At 68.0% G+C, this 20,030-nt stretch carries 16 protein-coding genes; 7 read left to right on the top strand and 9 right to left on the bottom strand.

The window, feature by feature from the left end:
• Positions 1-20: 20 nt before the first annotated feature.
• A complete protein-coding gene (locus KY501_RS44540) occupies positions 21-1,391 on the bottom strand; it encodes a GspE/PulE/PilB domain-containing protein (RefSeq protein WP_224370662.1) in 1,371 nt (456 codons plus the stop codon).
• Positions 1,392-1,577: 186 nt separating this feature from the next.
• Here KY501_RS44540 and KY501_RS44535 point away from each other — a divergent pair, with 186 nt between their 5' ends.
• Complete coding sequence (locus tag KY501_RS44535) at positions 1,578-2,990, top strand: hypothetical protein (RefSeq protein ID WP_224370661.1); 1,413 nt, start codon at positions 1,578-1,580, stop codon at positions 2,988-2,990.
• A 23-nt stretch (positions 2,991-3,013) separates the two neighbouring features.
• Here the strand turns inward: KY501_RS44535 and KY501_RS44530 are convergent, their stop codons facing one another.
• Positions 3,014-4,147, bottom strand: a complete 1,134-nt coding sequence (locus KY501_RS44530; protein WP_224370659.1) for a hypothetical protein — start codon at positions 4,145-4,147, stop codon at positions 3,014-3,016.
• 224 nt (positions 4,148-4,371) lie between these two features.
• Between KY501_RS44530 and KY501_RS44525 the strand changes: the two genes are divergently transcribed.
• The gene (locus KY501_RS44525; protein WP_224370657.1) at positions 4,372-5,373 is read left to right on the top strand and encodes an NAD-dependent epimerase/dehydratase family protein; all 1,002 of its coding nucleotides are present in this window, start codon (positions 4,372-4,374) and stop codon (positions 5,371-5,373) included.
• Positions 5,374-5,412: 39 nt separating this feature from the next.
• On the opposite strand, the gene KY501_RS44520 is transcribed toward KY501_RS44525, so the two are convergent.
• The gene (locus KY501_RS44520; protein WP_224370655.1) at positions 5,413-8,721 is read right to left on the bottom strand and encodes a PAS domain S-box protein; all 3,309 of its coding nucleotides are present in this window, start codon (positions 8,719-8,721) and stop codon (positions 5,413-5,415) included.
• Positions 8,722-9,014: 293 nt separating this feature from the next.
• Here KY501_RS44520 and KY501_RS44515 point away from each other — a divergent pair, with 293 nt between their 5' ends.
• From KY501_RS44515 to KY501_RS44505, 3 genes are all read left to right on the top strand, one after another.
• Positions 9,015-10,541 (top strand): P-loop NTPase family protein, encoded by a 1,527-nt coding sequence (locus tag KY501_RS44515; protein ID WP_304608713.1) that lies wholly within the window; start codon positions 9,015-9,017, stop codon positions 10,539-10,541.
• Positions 10,542-10,729: 188 nt separating this feature from the next.
• Positions 10,730-11,152 (top strand): hypothetical protein, encoded by a 423-nt coding sequence (locus KY501_RS44510; protein WP_224370650.1) that lies wholly within the window; start codon positions 10,730-10,732, stop codon positions 11,150-11,152.
• A 13-nt stretch (positions 11,153-11,165) separates the two neighbouring features.
• A complete protein-coding gene (locus tag KY501_RS44505) occupies positions 11,166-11,702 on the top strand; it encodes a hypothetical protein (protein ID WP_224370648.1) in 537 nt (178 codons plus the stop codon).
• 355 nt (positions 11,703-12,057) lie between these two features.
• On the opposite strand, the gene KY501_RS44500 is transcribed toward KY501_RS44505, so the two are convergent.
• The 5 genes from KY501_RS44500 to KY501_RS44480 all read right to left on the bottom strand — a co-directional run bounded on the left by KY501_RS44500 (position 12,058) and on the right by KY501_RS44480 (position 15,464).
• The gene (locus tag KY501_RS44500; protein ID WP_224370646.1) at positions 12,058-12,594 is read right to left on the bottom strand and encodes a peroxiredoxin; all 537 of its coding nucleotides are present in this window, start codon (positions 12,592-12,594) and stop codon (positions 12,058-12,060) included.
• A 57-nt stretch (positions 12,595-12,651) separates the two neighbouring features.
• Positions 12,652-13,932 carry an amidohydrolase family protein gene (locus KY501_RS44495; RefSeq protein WP_224370644.1) on the bottom strand — a complete coding sequence of 427 codons (1,281 nt, stop codon included), beginning with the start codon at positions 13,930-13,932 and terminating at the stop codon, positions 12,652-12,654.
• 143 nt (positions 13,933-14,075) lie between these two features.
• Positions 14,076-14,522: a hypothetical protein gene (locus KY501_RS44490; RefSeq protein ID WP_224370642.1), complete on the bottom strand. Its 447-nt coding sequence runs from the start codon at positions 14,520-14,522 to the stop codon at positions 14,076-14,078.
• Positions 14,523-14,533: 11 nt separating this feature from the next.
• Complete coding sequence (locus tag KY501_RS44485) at positions 14,534-14,983, bottom strand: hypothetical protein (RefSeq protein WP_224370640.1); 450 nt, start codon at positions 14,981-14,983, stop codon at positions 14,534-14,536.
• A gap of 31 nt (positions 14,984-15,014) precedes the next feature.
• The gene (locus KY501_RS44480) at positions 15,015-15,464 is read right to left on the bottom strand and encodes a hypothetical protein (protein ID WP_224370638.1); all 450 of its coding nucleotides are present in this window, start codon (positions 15,462-15,464) and stop codon (positions 15,015-15,017) included.
• 229 nt (positions 15,465-15,693) lie between these two features.
• On the opposite strand from KY501_RS44480, the gene KY501_RS44475 reads away from it, so the two are divergent.
• On the top strand, positions 15,694-17,754 hold the full coding sequence (locus KY501_RS44475; protein ID WP_255637346.1) for a protein kinase domain-containing protein: 2,061 nt from the start codon (positions 15,694-15,696) through the stop codon (positions 17,752-17,754).
• Positions 17,755-17,817: 63 nt separating this feature from the next.
• On the opposite strand, the gene KY501_RS44470 is transcribed toward KY501_RS44475, so the two are convergent.
• The gene (locus tag KY501_RS44470; RefSeq protein ID WP_224370636.1) at positions 17,818-18,849 is read right to left on the bottom strand and encodes an aldo/keto reductase; all 1,032 of its coding nucleotides are present in this window, start codon (positions 18,847-18,849) and stop codon (positions 17,818-17,820) included.
• 131 nt (positions 18,850-18,980) lie between these two features.
• On the opposite strand from KY501_RS44470, the gene KY501_RS44465 reads away from it, so the two are divergent.
• A complete protein-coding gene (locus KY501_RS44465; protein ID WP_224370634.1) occupies positions 18,981-20,000 on the top strand; it encodes an extracellular catalytic domain type 1 short-chain-length polyhydroxyalkanoate depolymerase in 1,020 nt (339 codons plus the stop codon).
• The last annotated feature ends 30 nt before the right edge of the window (positions 20,001-20,030 follow it).

Genomic DNA, 20,030 nt, shown 5'->3' with positions numbered 1-20,030 from the left:
TTATTATCCCGGCGTCCGCCTCACCGCTTTGCTTTCCGCTTCCCGGGGTTGGTTGCATCGGCCTTGAGGCTGAGCACGGTGTAGAGGTTCATCATGTAGGTCGTGTTGTCCGGGTCGAGATCCGCCGCCTTCTGGAAGAGCTCCATGGCCTTGGCGTAGTCCCGCCGCTGGTTCAGGAGGATCATCCCGAGCCGGTTGTAGAGCGGCGCGGGCTTGGGCAGCTGGGAGATGCCTCGATCGAGCACTTCGACGGCCTCATCGATCTTGCCGCTCCGCTCCAGCAGCACGACGAGCTGGAGCACACCTTGCGTCACATCTTCGTTCCGGTCCGCGGGCCGCGGCTCGGCGGCCGGCTGACGCTCTTCCTTGGCAGGCGGTGGCGGCTGCCCCTGCGCGCGAGCAGGGGCGGCCTTCTTGGCCTGAGCCGGTGCGGGCGCCGGAGCAGGAGCACTGCCCTTCTCCGGAGCGGGCGGGCTGCGCCTGGCGGAAGGGGGTTTGGGGCTCGTGACCCGGGTGATGCCGCGCTCGCTCAGCGACTCGAAGATGGCGTGCAGTTCCACCTCGCTCAGGGCGGTGATACGAGCGATGTCTGCCAGGGAAGTCCGCCCATCCACGAACGAGAGGATGTAGGCCTCGAACGGATTGAGCGCCTTCTCCGCGATGTCCAGGCCCGCGGCGATGGTCGGGATCTGCGCGGCAACCACCGCATCGAGCGAATACGAGGCGACACGGGTCTTCTCGTGGTGTGGAGGCGAGGGCACCTCACGCGCCAGCTGGCGATCGGGGATCGACAACAGCGATCGCACCAGGGAGACGTTGTCCCGCGGAGGCAAATCCTCCGGGCTGCGAACGAGGAGCAGCTCGCAACGATCGCACTGGAAGTCTCCGGCCTGGATCGGCGCGCCACAGTGGGGGCACGCATCGTCGTCCGGCATGTGCTCGAAGGCCTGGGGATCCGCGTAGTAGTGCTTGCGGATCGCCGCGCGAATCGATCGCCGCACCGCCACGAAGGGCAGCACCCGCTCCACGCCCACGGTGCGGCAGATCTCCTCGATGGCCCGCTGCCGCTGCGGCTCGGAGATGGCGATGTAGAGGACTCCCGACTCATCGACGCGCAGCGGCACGAAGTCGAAACCCTCCGCGAGCCGCACGGGCACCCGCTCGATCAGCTCGGGTTCGATCCGGACCTGCGCCAGCTTCGCCGTCGACACGAAGCGCGTCTTGAACTCCTGGGCGAGCACGCGGAGCACGGGCGTCTCATCCAACCCGAGCCGCACCAGACACTCCCCGAGCTTCTGCCCCGTCGCCTTCTGCCGCTCAAGCGCCCGGGCCAGCAGCTCTGGCGTCAGGACCCCATCCGAAACCAGCTGCTCGCCCAGCTTGCGCACCATGGCCGCGATTCAAGGACGGCACGGAAGCTGCGTCTACAGGAGGAATGGCACGCCAGCGCGGCCCCAGGTGGCACTGGCACGCACCACTGCGCACACCATCGAGCCCGGAACCGCCCGCCCGAGATCCACGAGGTCCTCCTCCGGACAAGAAGGCGAGGAAGCACTCCCCCTCGTCTCGGAGGTACCGTGCGATTTTCGAGCAAGTTCCTGTCGGCGGCATTCGCCGCAGTCTTCCTGGCTGTTCAGGCCGGATGTGGCGGAGGAGGCAGTGACGGCGATGCGCCCCCTCCCCCCGAGACTCCGCAGGACAACAACGAGAGCCGCAGGCAGGGAGAGTCCCTCGACTCGCTCGAGTCGCGCTGGAGGCAGGCGGTCAGGGACAAGCCCACCGGTGTCACCACCTCCGTCAGCATCACCGGCCCGTCGCTCTACCTCACGGCCACGGGTGGACAGGCGCAGGTGAGCGCTCCGGGCACGCTGGTGCCCGCGCCCCTCCTCCCGAAGAACCCGCGCTGCATCTACTTCGCCGATGCCCAGGTGGGCACGGAGGTGGGGTTCCTCGTGCTGGAGGGAGCTCGAATCGAGATCTCCTCCGGCACCTTGGGAACCGTCGACGTCGCCTCCGCCAAGGCGAGCACGCAGGCACCGAGCGGGAGCACGTCTCCCGTGGTCGAGCTCACGACCGAGGACAGGATGACCGGTCTCGACCCGTCCATCACGCTCCCCTCGGACTGGAGCGATGCGCAAGCCTCCCTGTCCTACTCCGATGGCGTGCTCATCCATGCCAGCAACGTGACGCTCACCGGCTTCACCCGCGGCGTATTCGTGACCAGCACGGGCTCCACCCCACTCACCGGGAGCGTCTCCCTCGCCTCCGCGACGAAGATGTACTGGGACTCGGACTCGCGCATCCAGGTGGCGTCGAGCACCGTCCACAGCCCCTCGTTCGCGCTCGGCGGGGAAGTACAGACCGGAGCCTTCACCTCGACGGACCTGCAGGCGCTCTCGGCGCAGCCCAGCATGATCACGGGCCGCCAGGGCGAGATGACGCTCCGTCCCGGCAGCGCGAACAGCGAGGGCTCGTTCCAGCTCACGCAGGCGGTGATGCAGGACGAGAGCATGCTCATCCAGCCCGAGTTGGAGCTTGCCTTCGATACGAAGGACGTCACGGTGAAGCAGAGTCAGCGCACGCTGATCCCCGTGGTGTACCGGGAGAAGGGGCTGAAGGGCGATGCGGTGCTCTCCGCGCTCCAGGTCACTGGCAGCGGCAAGGAGGCGGTCAGTGTCGCGCTGGATGACGCGCCGACCTACCTCGGGCAGCTCTGGGCGACGGTGGAAGACTCCGGGATCATTGCTCCGTTCCTGGCCATCGGGCTCGCGCCCCTGTCGCCCTTCATCGCCATCGGGGAGGCGATCGTGTGCCTGTTCTCGACATGCCCCGAGGCCTACCCCGTCTGGGTGAAGGCGGGAACGGTCAGCCGCTTCCACGTCATCGTCCAGGGCAAGGTGCCCCCTGGAACGTACGAGGCGACCGTCACGCTGGTGGGCCGCAACTACGTTCCCCAGACGATCCCTGTGCGGTTCACCGTCACCGAGTGACGGCGAGGCTGCGAGCCAGAGGCTCAGGCCAGGGAGGGCACGTACACCACCTGCTGGAACCGCGAGGCATGAACCTGGAACGCCTGCCTCGCGGCGTCGCTCAGGCCAAAGATGATCATCCGATGGCCTGTCAAAGATGCTTGGAGCAGCATCTCGAAGACGTCGCCATCGGAGGGTGAGAGACTGGCTCCCTGGAGTACACCGATGGCGTCCGGGTCCCAGCGGAGCGAGGACCGGAGCGCATCCAGCAACCCGGCCGCGGGCTGCTCCAGCTCATCGTAGCTCGTATCCTTCATTCTCTGCCGGATCCGGTCGACGAAGTCCTTGGGCAGGCAGAAGAGGCCGTGCCACTCCTTCACCTCGGGGAACCAGGCGAGCAGCGGGTCGGGCGGGTGCAACGTATCGTGGATACGCTGCAGCCGCGCTGCGTCGCCACCGTCCCCGTCGAAGGAGATCCAGCGTGCGCAGACCTCGCCCAGGCGCTTGCGTTCGTCCTTGGCCTCATCGAGAAAGCGAGCCAGCTCCTCGTCCGAGGCTCCGGCTCGCCATAGCCCGCGCGTGACGACTCCCATGACGCTCAGGAAGTCGAAGGAGTCGAAGTCCTCCATCCGCACGTCGAGCTGCTCGCCTCGCGGGGTGAGGCCGACGGCCACGCTCGGGTAGCGCACCGGGCCTTCCGTGGGAGCCAGCACCGAGCGTGGAGGATCCCATTGGGGCGTGAGGGTGAACGGATCGGACTCGGCATCCCAGCGGGCCGCCACCGACAGCCCGAACCGGACCCGCTTCATCGGGCGTTCCCAGAGCAGCGCGTCGAGGTGACGCGGGAGGGCACCGGGCTCTCCGTTGCAGCGCTCGACCGCGTGGAAGGTCTCCAGCAGCACCGACGCCATGTCGGGATCCAACTCGGCGTGCATGCGGGTGAGCGCCGCGAGCACCCGGTGCTCTCCGTGCTTCGTGTAGCCATTGCTCACCCAGCCCGAGACCCCATTGCGGTACACCTCGTTGGAGAACCAAGCGTAGAGCAGGGCCACCACTCCCGGGCTGACGGCCCCCGCTTCCCTCCAGCGGGTGATGTCGTAGTCGACCTTCGCGAGCGCGTCGGCGGTGGCCTGCGAGAGGTTCTCGACTTCGTCTTCGGTCATCAGGGGCGTCGACACGCGGGGCTCCAAACACAAAGGGCTCGCGAGAATGCCCCGGGGGACACCGGTCTTCAACCGGCGTCCTCTCCGCACGGCGCTCCCGCGCCAACATGCCCGGAAGAACCACGTCTCCGACAACTGGATGACAGGGCTGCCTCGCCGCAGTCCGCGAACGGAAAGTGGCCTCGTACGGAGGTCCCAGGCCGCTTCTCGCTCCGCGGGTGACGCCTGAAGTTGTGTGCATGAGCAACTTCCAGGGCAAGAGGGTCGTGGTTCTCGGCGGCGCTGGCTTCCTCGGCTCCCACCTGTGCGAGCGGCTGTTGCGGGACGGCGCGGAGGAAGTCGTCAGCCTGGACAACTTCCTCACGGGGACTCCCCGCAACGTGGCCGAGCTGTCGTTGCTCGGGAGCTTCATGTCCGTGCGGCACGACATCACCGAGCCCATCCGCATCGGAGGCCCGGTGCACTACGTCTTCAACATGACCTCGCCGGCCTCTCCCAGCGACTACGCTCAATTGCCCATCGAGACGCTGCGGGTGGGCTCGATTGGCACGGAGAATGGCCTGCGGCTGGCACGGGAGAAGGGCGCCGTGTTCCTCCAGGCCTCCACGTCGGAGATCCATGGGGATCCGCTCATGCCCCCACAGCAGGAGGGCTCCTGGGGCAACGTGAACCCCATCGGGCCACGCTCGGTGTGCGACGAGGCCAGGCGCTATGGCGAGACCCTCGTCATGGCGTACCACCGCGTCCATGGCGTGCGGACCCGGATGGCTCGCATCTTCAATACCTATGGGCCGAGAATGCGGCTGGATGACGAGCGCGTGGTGCCTGTCTTCGTGGGCCAGGCGCTGCAGGGCGAGGACTTCACCGTGTTCGGCGATGGCTCGCAGAAGCGCTCGTTCTGCTACGTGAGCGACCTCATCGACGGGCTGGTGCGGCTGGCCCTGTCCAACGTCACCCTGCCGGTGAACATCGGCAACCCTCGGGAGCTGACCATTTTCGAGTTCGCGGAAGCAGTCCGCACCACAGCCGGTGGTGGCGGGCGCATCCTCTTCCAGCCGCTACCCAAGGACGAGCCGAAGCAGCGCCCACCGGATATCACCCGGGCCCGCATGCTCCTGGACTGGGAGCCCCGGGTCTCCTTGGAGCAGGGGCTCGCGGAGACGCTCGCGTGGTTCCGCAAGGCGCTCGGGGCGCGCGCCTCGGGTGCTCACGTGGAGTTCACCGAGTCCGCGGCGCTGTGAGCCGCGACGTGCAGGCAGGCTCGGGTAGAACCCAAGGATTCACTGCGCGTCCAGCACCTGTTCGAGCACCTTGCGGAGCTGGTCCAGCGCATAGGGCTTGGGCAGAACCCTTGCCCCATCGATCCGCCCCACCTCTCCCATCGTCACAGCGGCTCCGTGGCCCGAGGCGATGATGATCCTCAGGCCCGGCCTGCTCTTCACCGCCTCTCGTGCCAGCTCCAGTCCCGAGATGCCCGGCAGCGAGACGTCCGTGAACAGCACATCGACCGGGCCAGCCGCCAGTGCCCCCTGCGCCGCCTCCGCGCTCCCCACCTCCACCACGTCATGCCCGAGGAGCTCCAGCAGCTCGGCGGCTGACGCTCGGATCTCCTCGTCATCCTCCACCAGCAGCACGCGCAACCTTCGCGCCCCGCCCGCCCCTGGCGCCCGATCGGGCTGAGCACGAGCCCGCGCCGCGGCCTCCCTGGTGGCCAGGCGCTGCTCGCGGTTGTTCAGCAGGTGCCGCACCTTGCGCGCCAGATCCTCCCGGCGATGAGGCTTGCTCAGCAGATGGACCCCGGGATCGAGCCGCCCTCCGTGCACGATGGCGTTCTCGGTGTAGCCCGAGGTGAAGAGCACCTCGACATCCGGCAGCAGTGCCTTGGCCTGCCGCGCCAGCTCGGTGCTGCGCACGGGACCGGGCATCACCACGTCGGTGAACACCAGGTCCACCGGCACACCGCTCTGGATGATCGCCAGGGCGCCCTGGCCATCGACCGCTTTGAGCACGCGATAGCCCAGCTCGCCGAGCATCTCCACCACCGTGGCGCGCACCTCGGCGTCGTCCTCCACCACCAGGATGGTCTCCTCGCCTCCCTCGATGGGTCCCGTGAGGTGCTCGTTGGGCTCCACCTCGGCCTGCAACGAGCGGGGCATGTAGATCTTGATGGTCGTGCCGTGACCGAGCTCGCTGTAGATCTTCACGTGGCCGCCGCTCTGACGGACGAAGCCGTAGACCATGCTCAAGCCCAGTCCCGTACCTCGGCCCTCGGGCTTGGTGGTGAAGAATGGCTCGAAGGCGCGCTTGAGCACTTCTGGCGTCATGCCACTGCCCGTGTCCGAGACGGCCAGGAGCACGTACTGGCCGGGCACGACGTCCGGGTTCAGCTGGGCGTAGTGGTCGTCGAGCATGGCATTGCTGACCTCGATCGTCAGCTTGCCGGCGCCCTCCATGGCATCCCGGGCATTGATGGCCAGGTTGAGGATGACGTTCTCCAGCTGGTTGGGATCGACGAGAGTGTTCCACAGCCCTCCCGAGGAGACGGTCTCCACCTCGATGTCCTCTCCCAGGGTGCGGCGCAGCAGCTCGTCCATGCCGCGCACCAGCCGGCCCAGGTTGAGGACAAGGGGCTCGAGGGGCTGGCGGCGAGAGAACGCGAGCAGCTGGGCAGCGAGCTTGGCTCCTCGGTCGACGGCGCTGGCCGCCGTCCGCACCCGCCGCATGGCGCGCTCGTTGCCGGCCACGTCTCGCTGCAGGAGCTGGAGGTTGCCGCTGACGACCTGGAGCAGGTTGTTGAAGTCGTGCGCCACGCCGCCGGTGAGCTGGCCAATGGCCTCCATCTTCTGCGCCTGGCGGAGCTGCTCCTCCGTCTGCCGCTGGTCGGTGATGTCCCGCGCGACGGCGTAGAGCACTCCCTCTTCGGAAGCCGGGACGGCTGTCCACGAGAGGACTCGGAAGGAGCCGTTCTTGTGCCGGAAGGAGTTCTCGAAGCGCAACGTCCGGCTGCCTCCAACCAATCGATCCACCTCGGCTCGCGTCCTCGCGTGCCCTTCGGGCTCCTCGAGCCAGGACGAGGTCCTTCCCACCAGCTCTTCCTCGGTCCAACCCAGCACCTGGGTCCACGCGGGGTTGACGCTGATGAACCGGCCCTCGAAGTCCGCCACCAGCAGCAGGTCCTGCGAGAAGTTCCAGATGCGATCGCGCTCGCGCGTGCGTTGCTCGACGCGCTGGGCGAGCTGCGCATTGGCCTGCCGCAGCCCCTCCACCGCCTTGATGCGCTCGCTCGCCGACCAGATGCGGTCGGCGACGTTGCGAACGAAGGTGATCTCGTCGTGGGACCAGTCGCGAACCTCGCTGTCATGGAGGTACAGGACAGCCACCAAGCGTCCCTGCTCGCGCAGCGGCACGGTGAGCATGCTCCGGATGCCGAGCTCCCGGAGATTGCTCGCCTTCATGACGGTCGTCGGATCCTTCTCAATGTCCCGGGTGATGACCGTCTCGCCCCGCCGGAGGTTCTCGAGATAGACGCCGTAGTCCGCGAACCGATGCCGTCCCGACACGTCGATGACGTCCGAGCCCGAGCGCCAGTCCCGCTCGATCTCCACGTACTCCTGGGACGCGTCGACGGTGCCATAGCCTGCCCGCAGCACGCCAAAGAGCCGTCCGATGATCTCCATGGCGGCGCCCGCGATGGCGGAGGTGTTTCCCAACTCCCTGAGCCGGTCACCCAACTCGACAAGCGCGGCCTGACGCAGCTCCGCCTTCTTCCGCTCGTGGACGTCGAGCAGCACCCCGGGAAAGCGAAGAGGCTTGCCCTCAGCCGAGAGCTCACAGTGGCCGTTGGCCTCGAGCCAGCGGTAGGCACCATCGAGCTGCCGGACGCGGTATTCGGCCCGGTAGGGGCCACCGGTCGCGAGCATCCGAGCGATCAGCGCTTCGATCCGGGGGCGGTCCTCCGGGTGGATGGAGCCGATGACCAGACTGAGGGGGACTCCCTGGGCCGCCTCCTGGGACGTAATGGAGAAGGATCTCGCGAAGCGCTCGTCGGCAGTGAACCGGTCCTTGGGGATCTCCCACACCCATGTGCCAACCACGGCTCCTGCATTCAGGGCGAGTTGGATGCGCTCGTTGGCCTCGCGCAGGGCATCTTCGGCCAGCCTGCGCTCGGTCGTGTCGTGCACGACTCCAATGAGCTGCACGGGCTTGCCCTGAGCATCCCGGACGAACTCGGCGCGTCGGGAGATCCATCGCAGCTCGCCAGTCCCAGGCCTGCGGATGCGGTACTCGACGACCAGCCGCGAGCGTCCAAGGGCTCGCGACTCCGGAGTCGAGGCGACGTCCCGATCGTCGGGCACGACGAGCGCCTCGATCTGGGACACTTGCAGCACCTCCTGGAGTTCGATGCCGAACAGCCGGCAGAACTCGGGGGTCACGGTCATCATCTGGGAGGAGATGTCCAAGGTGAAGACCCCGACACCTCCTGCCTCCTGGGCGAGGCGCAGGAGAGCTCCTCGCTCCTGGAGACGATTCTCGGCCGACTCGCGGCCGGACTGAGGGGCCTGTTCGTTCTCGGGCTCGGAAGAACTCATGGACGAAGTAGATGCGCGCGAAACAGGGGGATGCGCCGGAGGAACCAGGCCTGTCCCCTACCCTGACGGGGAGAAGAATCCCACCCCTCTGCTCCAGAATGTGAGCACGCGCTGGCGCATCCGCTCGATATCGAGCGTTTCTCCAGCGCCAGTGGGAGTCTCCTTCTCCAGGAGCCGAACCACCGCCTTGCCCAGGGCATGCGCTCCTTGCGCGGGCGCTCTGGCCGATGCAGGGTTCGGTGATGCCGCGTCGCTTCAACACGGCTGGTCCTTGCCGCCCGGACTGGCACTACATGATTCCTGCCGAGCGCAGGCTTCCTGAAGTCCCTGGGCTCGTCGAGCAGATGGGCTACTTCGTCGTGCACGCGCCCCGGCAGACAGGGAAGACCACGGCGATCCGGGCCCTGGCTGAAGGGCTCACGGCCTCCGGGCGCTACGCCGCGCTCTACTTCTCATGCGAAGTAGGCGAGGCCTCCGGCGACGATTTTGGCTCGGCCCAGCGTTCCATCCTTCGTGAGGTGTATCGGCGTGCCGAGCTGGCACTTCCACCTCCACTGCGCCCGCCACCGTTCACGTTCGAGGGGGACGAGGGCCTGCTGTTGACGAACCTCTCTGCTTGGGCGCGCTTCTGCCCCCAGCCGCTGGTGCTCTTCTTCGATGAGATCGACGCCTTGCGCGGCCAGAGCCTCATCAGCGTGCTGCGCCAGCTTCGCGCTGGCTTTTCGGACCGTCCTACTGCCTTCCCGGCGTCTGTGGCCCTCTGTGGCCTGCGCGACGTGCGCGACTACAAGGCCGCCAGTGGGGGCGACCCGAATCGGCTGGGCACGGCCAGCCCCTTCAATATCAAGTTGGAGTCACTCCGCCTGGGCGATTTCACCCGGGAGGAAGTGGCGGAACTGTACGCCCAACACACGGCGGACACCGGGCAGGTCTTCACTCCCGAAGCCTTGGCTCGTGCCTTCGAACTGACCCGGGGGCAACCCTGGCTGGTCAACGCGCTGGCTCGCGAGATCATCGAGAGGATGGCGGTGCCCGCCAGCGAGCCCATCATGGTCGAGCACATAGAGACGGCCAAGGAGCGGCTCATCCTCGAGCGAGCCACCCACCTGGACTCGCTGGTGGCTCGCCTCAATGAGCCGCGGGTGCGCAGCATCCTCGAACCGGTGCTCGCCGGCACACTGGGCACCGAGGGCGACTCCTATCTGGACGACCTGCAATACGTGAGGGATCTGGGCCTGTGCGCTCCCAACAACCCGGTGCGTGTGGCCAACCCCATCTACCACGAGGTCATCGCCCGAGTACTGGCATCGGGTCCTGAGTCCAAGGTCCTGGCGGAACCCAGGAGCTTCGTGCTCCCCGATGGCCGCCTGGACTTCGAGAAGCTGCTGCGGGAGTTCGCGGCCTTCTGGCAGGAACATGGCGAGGTGCTGGCAGCGGGTGTCCCCTACCACGAGGCGGCACCTCAGCTCGTGCTCATGGCCTTCCTTCAGCGCGTCATCAATGGCGGCGGCTTCGTGGACCGGGAGTATGGCGTGGGCCGAGGCAGGATCGATCTGCTCGTGCGCTGGCCCTACTCAGAGGGTACCCAGCGTCACTGGCAGCGTCATGCCCTGGAGTTGAAGGTGTGGAGGGACAATGAAGCAGACCCTCTGAACAAGGGCCTCACCCAGCTCGACGCCTATCTGGAACGCCTGGGCCTGGGTGAGGGAGTGCTCGTCATCTTCGATCGCCGACAGCAGGCGCGACGTTCCGAGTCGAGGATCCGCTTCGAACAGGCCCAGGCCCCCTCGGGCCGCCCGATCACCGTCCTGCGCGCCTGAGAGTCACGGTCCCGTCCGTCCGGCGCGGAGGCGCGCTGCATTTTGCAGCGCTGTGTCTCCCCATTTCCATGGCAGTCCGCAACGGTTCTTCCGAGAAGCACAGGCGCAGCGAGCGCTCCGTGTCTGGCATCTCCATTGCTCTTCAAAGCTCTGTCCATCCTGGACGATGACCCCTCCAAGGAAAAACCATGAAGAGCCTTCCGCGAAACACGCTGGGTGGAGCACTGGCCGTGATGATGATGGTGAGCCCCGCCGCCTGGGCGGGTTCCAAGTCCCGCACGAATGTCTCGATCGTCTTCTCGGGTTCCGGCGGCTCCGCCCAGGGACTCATGGGCACCGCCCGGAGCAGCACCGACACCTACCAGTTCCTCGGGTGCGCGGCCTCCGTCGGCGGTACTCCCGGTACGGGAACCAGCTCCGCGTGGATGACCTGCTCGGCGCGCAACTCCAGCAACGTCACCGTGTCCTGCACCTCGGGGAACCCGGCCTTCATCGAGGCGCTGCACTCACTCAACTCGGACTCGTATATCTCCTTCTCCTGGGATGGCGCGGGCACCTGCACCGCACTGACCGTGGGTACCTACTCGCAGTACGAGACCAAGACCCTCTAAGGGTGTGTGCTCCATGGCTTCCTCCAAGGTGTGGATCCCACCCGTGCTCGTGCTCGGGTGGGTGCTGGGCTACGGCACCTCGTGGTTCGCGAACCCGCTCGCCGGTGGATCCTCTTCTTCACCGGAGGCGCTGGAGCAGTTGAGCGCCCGGATCGACGCACTGCCCGCACGGTTGGCCATGTCGCAGGGGCAGGCGCGCTGTGTCGTCAGTGCGCCCGCTCCGGATCTCTCGGCGCTGCGCACGGAGATCCGGCAGGCGCTCCGAGAGGAATGCAGCACCGGGATGGAGCCATCTCCCCCCGAGAAGGCTGCTGAGACTGTGCCGCCCCAGGAAGTGGTGCTGCCTCAAACCCTGGCAACCCTGGAGCAGGGGCAGCGCCTCCTGGATGAGGCCCTGCGCACGAGACGCTGGGGGGATACGCAGGCGGAGGAGCTGCGAAGCCTCTTCCCCGAGCTGACTCCTTCCCAGCGACAGGCACTGACCCAGAAGCTCATCGTCAGCATCAATCGCGGCGAACTCACCGTAGAGACCAGCGGTCTCCCCTTCTGAGGGCCCAATCGAACTACGCCCTCAGAACCGTGATCTCCCGGCCGGAGGGACTCCGGCCCTGCAAGGAGTCGCTCTCGTCGAAGAAGAGCACCAACAGCCGGGAGCAGACGCGTGCCCAGGCAGACAAGGCCATGCCCAACAGGGAACTGTCCGGTGCCTCTGGGAAGAGCGGCGGGTTCAGCTCGGCAGGCAGGTAGAAATCCGCGCTCCGGCGGATACGCGACAGGATGACCCGCTGTACTTCGGCGAAGTCATCCCCCGCAGCCCTGCCGCTCTCGCAGGAGAACCTGAACCTGCCGAACGGCTCCACGCAAGGAGAGAGGAGGTGGCCGGAGGCTCCCGGCCACCGAGCACCTCAGTGCTTCCCTGCCTCCGACGGAGTCTTCGCGTCCGGCTTCGCGCCCTGCTTGTGCATCGGACACGCGGCCACCGCCCCCTCGGGGTTGATGGCGTCCGAGCCTGAGTCCACCTTCAGGATCTTCCTCCCCTCCCCCACGACGAAGGTGTAGCGCTGAGAAAGGGACAGCACCGGCGCCTTCACGTCGTACGCCTTCACCACCTTCCCCTCGGGATCCGGGACGAACGCGAACGGAGCCTTCAGGGACTCCTTGAACTTCTTCAACGTCTCCGCGTCGTCCATCGAGATGGCCAGGAGCTGACCGCTGAGCTTCTCGACGTCCGCGTACCGATCCCGGTACGCCGTCAGCTCACGCGTGCACCCGGAAGTGAACGCCTTGGGGAAGAAGGCCACGATGACCGGGCCCGCCTTCACCATTTCCGACAGCGTGTGCGACTTGCCATCGGAATCCGTCACCGTGAAGTCAGGCGCCGTGTCGCCCACTTGGGGCACAACACTCAAAAAGAGACTCGTTGCCAGCAGAGGAAGGAGCATGCCCTCGCTCTTAACGGCCAGTTCCTCCGGAACGCAAGCGCCCCGCCTCCCCAGGTGTCACTTGCCCGCCATGCGCGCCCACACCGCTGCCGCGGCCTCGCGCGCCTGGTCCGCCACCACCATCGGGTTCAACGACAGCGGCCGGCGCGCCCACAAGCGCCAGCTCCCATCCACCATCACCGCCTCCACGTGCCGCGAGCCCAGGCCGAACACCACGTGCCAGGCCAGGTTCTCCGCCGTGAGCGGCGTGGCCGGCAGGTAGTCCAGGATCAGCAGGTCCGCCAGCGCGCCCTCTCGCAGCGGCCCCACCTGCAGTTGGAACGCCTGGGACACCAGCCGATGTCCGTTGGCCAGGTAGCGCAGCACGTCAATGGGCTGCCCCGCCTCGCGCGAACGCAGGTAGGCCGCCTGCGCTTCGGCGAATAGATCCGCCGAGAGGCTGTCCGCCCCCAGCGTGGCCCGCGCGCCGAACTTCAGCGCCGGCGCGTACCCCACCTCGAGCCCCTGATTCGAGCGCGGCGTGTGCACCAGCCACGAGCCCGTGCTGATCACCTGTGCCAGATCCGCCCAGCCCAGGTGGCCCGCATGCGCCACCAGGCTCTGAGGCGACAGCAGCCCCGCCTCCATCAACCGGCCCACCGGCGTGGCCCCGTGCCGCTCCACCGAGAGCTTCTCGTCCAGCGGATCCTCCGCCAGCGGCACGTGCAGCCCCGTGCTCGTGGAGGCCAGCGCCTGCTTCAGCCCTTCCAGCGCCTCGTTGCTCAGCGTGAAGCTGTGGCCAGCCCCGACCTGCCCGCGGAAACGCCCCTTCGCCTTCTTCGTAAAGGAGACCGTCTCCTCCAGCGCCTCCTCACGCCCCACCGCTCCCACGCGGTCCGTCACCGCGTAGGACAGCACCCCGCGCACCCCCACCTCGTGGAGCCCGCGCGCCACCCGCGTCAGCGAGCCGAGAATCTCCTTCGGAGAGGAGTGCAGGTCGAACACCGTCGTGGTGCCGCATTGCAGCGCCTCGAGCCCGCCCGCCGTGGCCGCTACCTGCACCGCGTCCAGATCCAGCGCGCCCTCGTACCGCCAGCGCACCTTCTCCAGCGCATCCTGGTAGCCGTCCAGCCGCGGCTCGGGCATGCCCCGGCCCAGCGACATGTGCAGCCGGTGGTGCGCGCTCACCAGCCCCGGGAACACGAGCTTGCCCGACAGCGCCACCACCTCGTCGTCTGGCTTCGGCTGCAGATCCGGCCCGCGCGCCACGATGCGCGCGTCCTCGATACGCAGGTCCACCCGCTCGACACTGGCGGGCTCCAGCTCGACGACATTTCCACCCTTGAGGACGGTTCCCAACGTCGCTCCCACCTCGAAGCAGCCAGAAGTAAGCCTCTCACCCGAGCCCTGGCAATCCAGGTTCCCGGCTCTTTCGGACGTTACCACTCCCCTCCCCCTTGTCGCGCGGACAGACAGGGAAACGGGGGTAGGTGTGAGTGCTCTCAGCGCACCGCCACCGGAGCCTTGGCCGGAGTCTCGGCGGGCCGGGCCGCGCTGCCGCGCCGCAGTTTCACCACCTCGGCCGTCACCGTCACGCTGCTGGGCAGCGGGACGAAGAAGAAGATGGCCCCCAGCACCTTCTGCACCGGCAGGTACTGCGTCTGCCGGAAGCGAACGTTGATGGCACCGTCCCCGCCCATCTCGCGGATCTGCGGGATGAGCACCTCCTGGAAGCCAGCCTCGAGATCCGTGCCCACCACGTCCGCGAAGCCGAACAGCAGCACACCCGAGCGCGTGGCCTGCACCAGACCCAGAGACTCGTAGGGCTCGGGGATGTCACCGGCGGTGACGAACACGTCCTGGCCGCTCCGGTCCGAGGGCACGGAGGCGGTGTTGATGACGGTGCAGCCGGTGAGGGCCGCGAGCGAGACAGCGAGCAGGAGACGCATCGAAAGGGGCCTCACGGGGCGGACAGGAACTGGATGACTTCGCCGGTGACGATCACCGAGCGGTTGCGCGTCTTCACCTCGCCCTTGCCGTTGGCGATGTTGGACGCAGTCTCGACCGCGTCCGAGATGCGCTCGATATCGGTGGGGGGGTTCTCGTCGAGGAACTCGATGTGGATGACGCCGTCTCCGCCCATCCGCGCGGCCACCTGGGACATGGTCCCTCGGATGGCGCTGTTCAGGCCGGCCTCGCCCACGTCCGCCAGGCCCGCGACGGTGACGCCGTAGCCCGTCACCTGGGCAAAGCCCACCGTCCGGTAGGGGCGCGGCGCGTTGCCCGTGGTCAGGAAGATGCTGCGGCCATCCTCGGACGGACGGTCCGACAGGGGCGCGCCACGCACCGTGGCACCACAGCCCGTGGCCAGCGCAGCCAACACCAGGGAAGCGAGAGGCAGGAGTCTCACCAGGAACTCTCCAGAAGCGAGAAACAGGGGTTCAGCGAGCCGGGGCCACGGGGTTCGCGCCCAGACCTGGAGCCAGGCCACCGTTCTCGAGCTTCACCACCTCGCCGGTGATGGTGGCCTCGCTGGGCAGGGGGAAGAAGAAGAGAATCGAGAAGAGGATGCGCGTGGCCAGCGAGTACTGCGTCTGCTGGAAGTGCGCGTTGATGATGCCGTCGCCGCCCATCTGGCGGATCTGCGGCAGCAACTGCTCGTCCAGATCGCTCTGGATGTCCGTGCCGGCAGGATCCGCGAAGCCGAAGACGACCACGCCGCGCCGCGTCGCCTGTACCACGCCCAGGCTCTTGTAGGGGCCCGGCAGGTCTCCGGTGGTGACGAACACGTCATGCCCGCGAGGAGACCCCTCCACCCGAGCCACATCCACCGTCGTGCACCCTCCCAGGACGAGGAGGACTCCCAGGAGCAGACCCAGCCGACCACACATGCACTGCACCTCCGTTGCCGCGCGGACGGGTAGCGTGTGGCGGGAAGGACCCCGGGGCAAATTTCCTGCCTTCCCGCCCTCTGGGCCAGCAGCCAGGCACCAAATCGCGGCAGGGAAGCAGGACGCGGGCCCTCGGGATACGTAGACTGCGCACGCCGTGGCCCCCCCCGAACAGAACCCCTATTGGCTGGGTCGCTACCGCCTGAGCGCGCGCATCGCGACGGGCGGCATGGCCGAGGTGTATCTCGGCCGCCGCATCGAGGAGGGTGGCCAGCGCGGGCCGGCCGTGGCGGTGAAGCGGCTGCTGCCCCACCTCGTGTCGGACCGGCGCATCGTGCAGATGTTCCTCAACGAGGCGCGCATCACCGCCCAGGTGCACCACCCGAACGTCGTCACCATCCTCGAGCTGGGCATCGAGGACACCGAGCCCTTCATCGCCATGGAGCTGCTCGAGGGGCGCTCGTTCGCGGAGCTGCGGGTGGAGGCCGCCGAGCGAGGCCAGCGCGTACCCCTGGGCGTCACCCTGCGCGTGCTCGTGGATGCGTGCCGGGGACTGGATGCAGCCCACCGCGCCGTGGACGAGGCCGGCCGGCCGCTGCGCATCGTCCACCGCGACTTCACCCCGGACAACGTCCACGTCGGAGTGAACGGCTCCATCAAGGTCATCGACTTCGGCATCGCCAAGGCGGAGACGCTCGGCTCGGGCACCGAGCCCGGCACGCTCAAGGGCAAGTTCTTCTATATGTCGCCGGAGATGATCGTCGGCAAGACGGTGGACCACCGCGCCGACATCTTCGCCGCTGGGGTGATGCTCTACGAGCAGCTCTGCGGCCGGCGGCCCTTCACCGGGCTCAACCCCGAAGAGGTGCTCACCCGCATCGCCGAGGGCCGGCCCAAGCCGCCCACCACGTTCGATCCCTCCGTGCCCTTGGCGCTGGAGCACATCTGCCTCACCGCGCTCCACCGGGAGCCGGAGGCGCGCTTCGAATCGCTCGAGATCTTCACCGAGGCCATCGAGAGCGTGGGCGGGCAGGCAGAGGTGGCCACTCCCGAGCAGGTGGCGGCCTACGTCGAGCAGCTCTTCCCGCTGGACCGGGATCCGAAGCGCCAGGCGCTGCAGCGCGCCCGTTCGGCGGACCCGTCGGACTCCGGATCGCAGGCTCCCCAGCCCATCCAGGACGCGGTCCGGTCATCTTCTTCGTTCCCCACGGTGGCTGGCAGGATCAAGGGCTCCACGCCAATCCCGAAGGAGCCACCGGTCTCGTCCACCGCCAAGACGTTGCCACCCGGCCCCGCGATGTTGCCTCCCGAGCCGGCCACGATGCCCGCCGCACCACAGGCCCGTCCGCCCAAGAAGCGGCGGTGGCCCCTGGTGCTGGGCGCCGTGCTGCTGCTGGCCGCCGTGGGTGGAGGCGCGGCATGGCTGGTCCTGCGTCCCGGGGCCCTGCCCGCCGAGCGCATCGCCACCGCGGAGGCCTCCACCACCGGTGAGGAGCGGAAGTCCGCGCTCAAGGGGCTCGAGAAGGACGAGCGGGCCACGGCGCAGGAGTTGGCCCGGGCTGGAGAGCTCCTCCTGGATGTGGGCGAGGCGGATGCTGCGATGGATGTCGCGGACGCCTTCACCCAGCGCTTTCCCAAGGACGTGGAGGGCAAGTTGCTGACAGCCCGCGCGGCCATCGAGCTTCGAATGGGCAAACGTGCCGAGCGCGCCATCGAAGAGGCCCTCGCGCTCGCTCCCGGGGATGTGCGTTCCTCGCTGGCGCTGGCCGAACTGCGCGAGCGGCAGGGAGACGTGCCGGGTGCCATCGCCGCGCTCTCCAAAGCCTACGAGAAGCGTCCGAAGGATCCGCGGATCGCTCCGCGCTACGGGCGGCTGCTGTCCCAGGGCGGCAAGCTCGACGAGGCCTCGGACGTGCTGGGCACGTGGACGAAGGACCACAATGACGCGGATGCGCTCGCGGAGCTGGCCTTCGTGCGCTACCGCCAGGAACGCGTGGAGGACGCGGCCTCGCTGCTCAAGCGCGCCCTCAAGAAGTCGCCCAAGCTGGCCATCGCCCACTACTACCTGGGCGCCATCCTCTTCCGGCAGGGAGACACCTCGGGCGCCGAGCGTGCCTACCGCGAGGCGGACCAGCTCGCGCCCACCGACCCGCGGGCCCTCACGGCCCGCTGCCAGATCCACGCCCGGCAGGGCAACGAGTCCGCCGTCACCGAGGTGAAGAAGGAGCTGGCCTCCCGCTTCCCGGACCGCGCCGAGGCGCTCGCGGCCCAGTGCAAGGCCAGTGACTGACCCGGCCCGGTGACGCCGCGCCTCCGAGGAAGCGTGACGTCACCGTGCGCGGCTCCCTCCCGCTCACGGAGTCGTCGGCGGTGGGTTGCGTTCGCGAATGGTGTTGCGCTGGTGCCAGTAGGGATAGACGGGCGTGCGAGCGCTCGCCGCATCGAGCTTCGCCACCTGCTCCGGCGTCAGGTTCCAGCCGGTGGCCTCCAGGTTCTGCCGCAGCTGAGCCTCGTTGCGCGCACCAATGATGATGCTCGAGACGGTGGGGCGCTGCAGCAGCCAGTTGAGGGCGATCTGGGGCACGGTCTTGCCCGTCTCCCGGGCGATCGCCTCAAGCGCATCGACCACCGTATAGAGGGACTCCGCGGGCACCTCCGGGGCGCCCACGCCGGCGCTGATGCGGGTGCCCGGAGGCAGCGGCTGGCCCCGCCGGACCTTGCCGGAGAGCTGGCCGCCCGCGAGCGGGCTCCACACGAACGTGCCCACCTTCTGATCGATGGCGAGAGGCATCAGCTCCCACTCGTACTCCCGGCCCACGAGCGAGTAGTAGGCCTGGTGCGCCACGTAGCGCGGCAGCCCGTACTTCTCCGACACGGCCAGGGACTTCATCAGGTGCCAGCCCGAGAAGTTCGAGCAGCCGATGTAGAGGACCTTGCCGCTCCGGACGAGATCCTCCAGGGCGCGCAGCGTCTCCTCCACCGGCGTCATCGCGTCGAAACCATGCAGCTGGTAGATGTCGATGTGGTCAGTCCCCAGCCGGCGCAGGCTCGCCTCGCAGGCCCGGATCAGGTGGTAGCGCGAGGAGCCGACCTGGTTGTCTCCCGGTCCCATGCGAAAGGTGCCCTTGGTCGACAGGAGCACCTCGTTGCGGCGCCCCGCGATGGCCTTGCCGAGGATCTCCTCGGCGAGTCCCCTCGAATAGACGTCGGCGGTGTCGAACAGGTTGACGCCGGCCTCGAGGCAGATGTCCACGAGGCGCGTGGCCTCCTGCACGTCGCTGGCTCCCCAGGCCTTGAAGAACTCGGTGCCTCCACCGAAGGTCGCCGTTCCGAAGCTCAAGACGGGAACCTTCAACCCCGATCCACCCAGCAATCTGTATTCCACGGTCTCCTCTCGTCCTTTCTCTCGGCCTGCGCCGGACTCTTCCTTTGTACAGCCGCCATCATCTGGCCGCCCGAAGAACCCTCAGCCCAGGACAAGTTCCCCGGTTCCTGTTCACATCGGCGCCACATCCCATGGCTCTGACTCATCGCTCCCTGTGTCTCGGTGCCACCCTGCTGCTCCTGGGTGCCACCGGCTGTGACGACTCCTCCAAGCCTCCCGCCGTCCCGGACGCGGGGGCCCCGGGCCCCATCTATCCGCCCATCGTGGACCGCACCTCGTGCTCCGGCCTCACCGTGGGGCCCGGGAACTACACGTGGACGATCCGTCACGAGAATCGGACCCGCAGCTACAACGTCCACGTCCCCACCGGCTACGACGCGACGAAGCCCACTCCCATCGTGGTGGCCTTCCACGGCTTCGCCTCAAACGCCCAGGAGCAGGAGGGCCTCAGCCGCATGTCCGAGCTGGCCGACGAGAAGGGCTTCCTCGCCGTCTATCCGCAGGGGCTCAGCTACACGGACATCCAGCCGGCCCAGCAGGACGCGGGCGCCGAGGACACGCAGAGCTGGAACGCGGGAGGGTGCTGCGGCCCGGCGCAGATCTACGGGGTGAACGACGTGGACTTCGTGGAGGCGATCTTCAAGGACCTCGACACGCGCGTGTGCGTGGACACCCGGCGCACCTATGCCACCGGCATGTCCAATGGCGCCTTCTTCACCTACCGGCTGGCCTGCGACCGCGCCGAGCGCTTCGCCGCCATCGCTCCCGTGGCCGGCATGGAGAACGTCGTCACGTGCTCGCCGAGCCGCCCGGTGCCCGTGATGCACTTCCACGGCACGGCCGACCCGACCATCTCCTATGACGGAGGCACCATCCCCTTCGGCCGGCCCTATCCCTCGGCGCCCGCCACGGTGGCGAAGTGGGCCGAGCGCAATGGCTGCACCGGTGCGCTCCAGGAGACGTACCAGAAGGGCGACAGCACCTGCGTCACCCATACCGGCTGCACCGCCCCCGCCACGCTCTGCACCGTCCAGGGCGGAGGCCACACGTGGCCCGGCGGACTCATCCCGCCCTCATACGGCTACACGACGATGGACCTGGACGCCACGCGCGAGATGTGGAGCTTCTTCGAGGCTCACCCCCGCCCCTGAGAAGGCGGACGCCCGCGCTCGGGGGCACCG

Source organism: Hyalangium versicolor, assembly GCF_020103695.1.
Taxonomy (GTDB): Bacteria; Myxococcota; Myxococcia; order Myxococcales; family Myxococcaceae; genus Hyalangium; species Hyalangium versicolor.
This window is presented reverse-complemented; position numbering and strand designations above follow the sequence as displayed.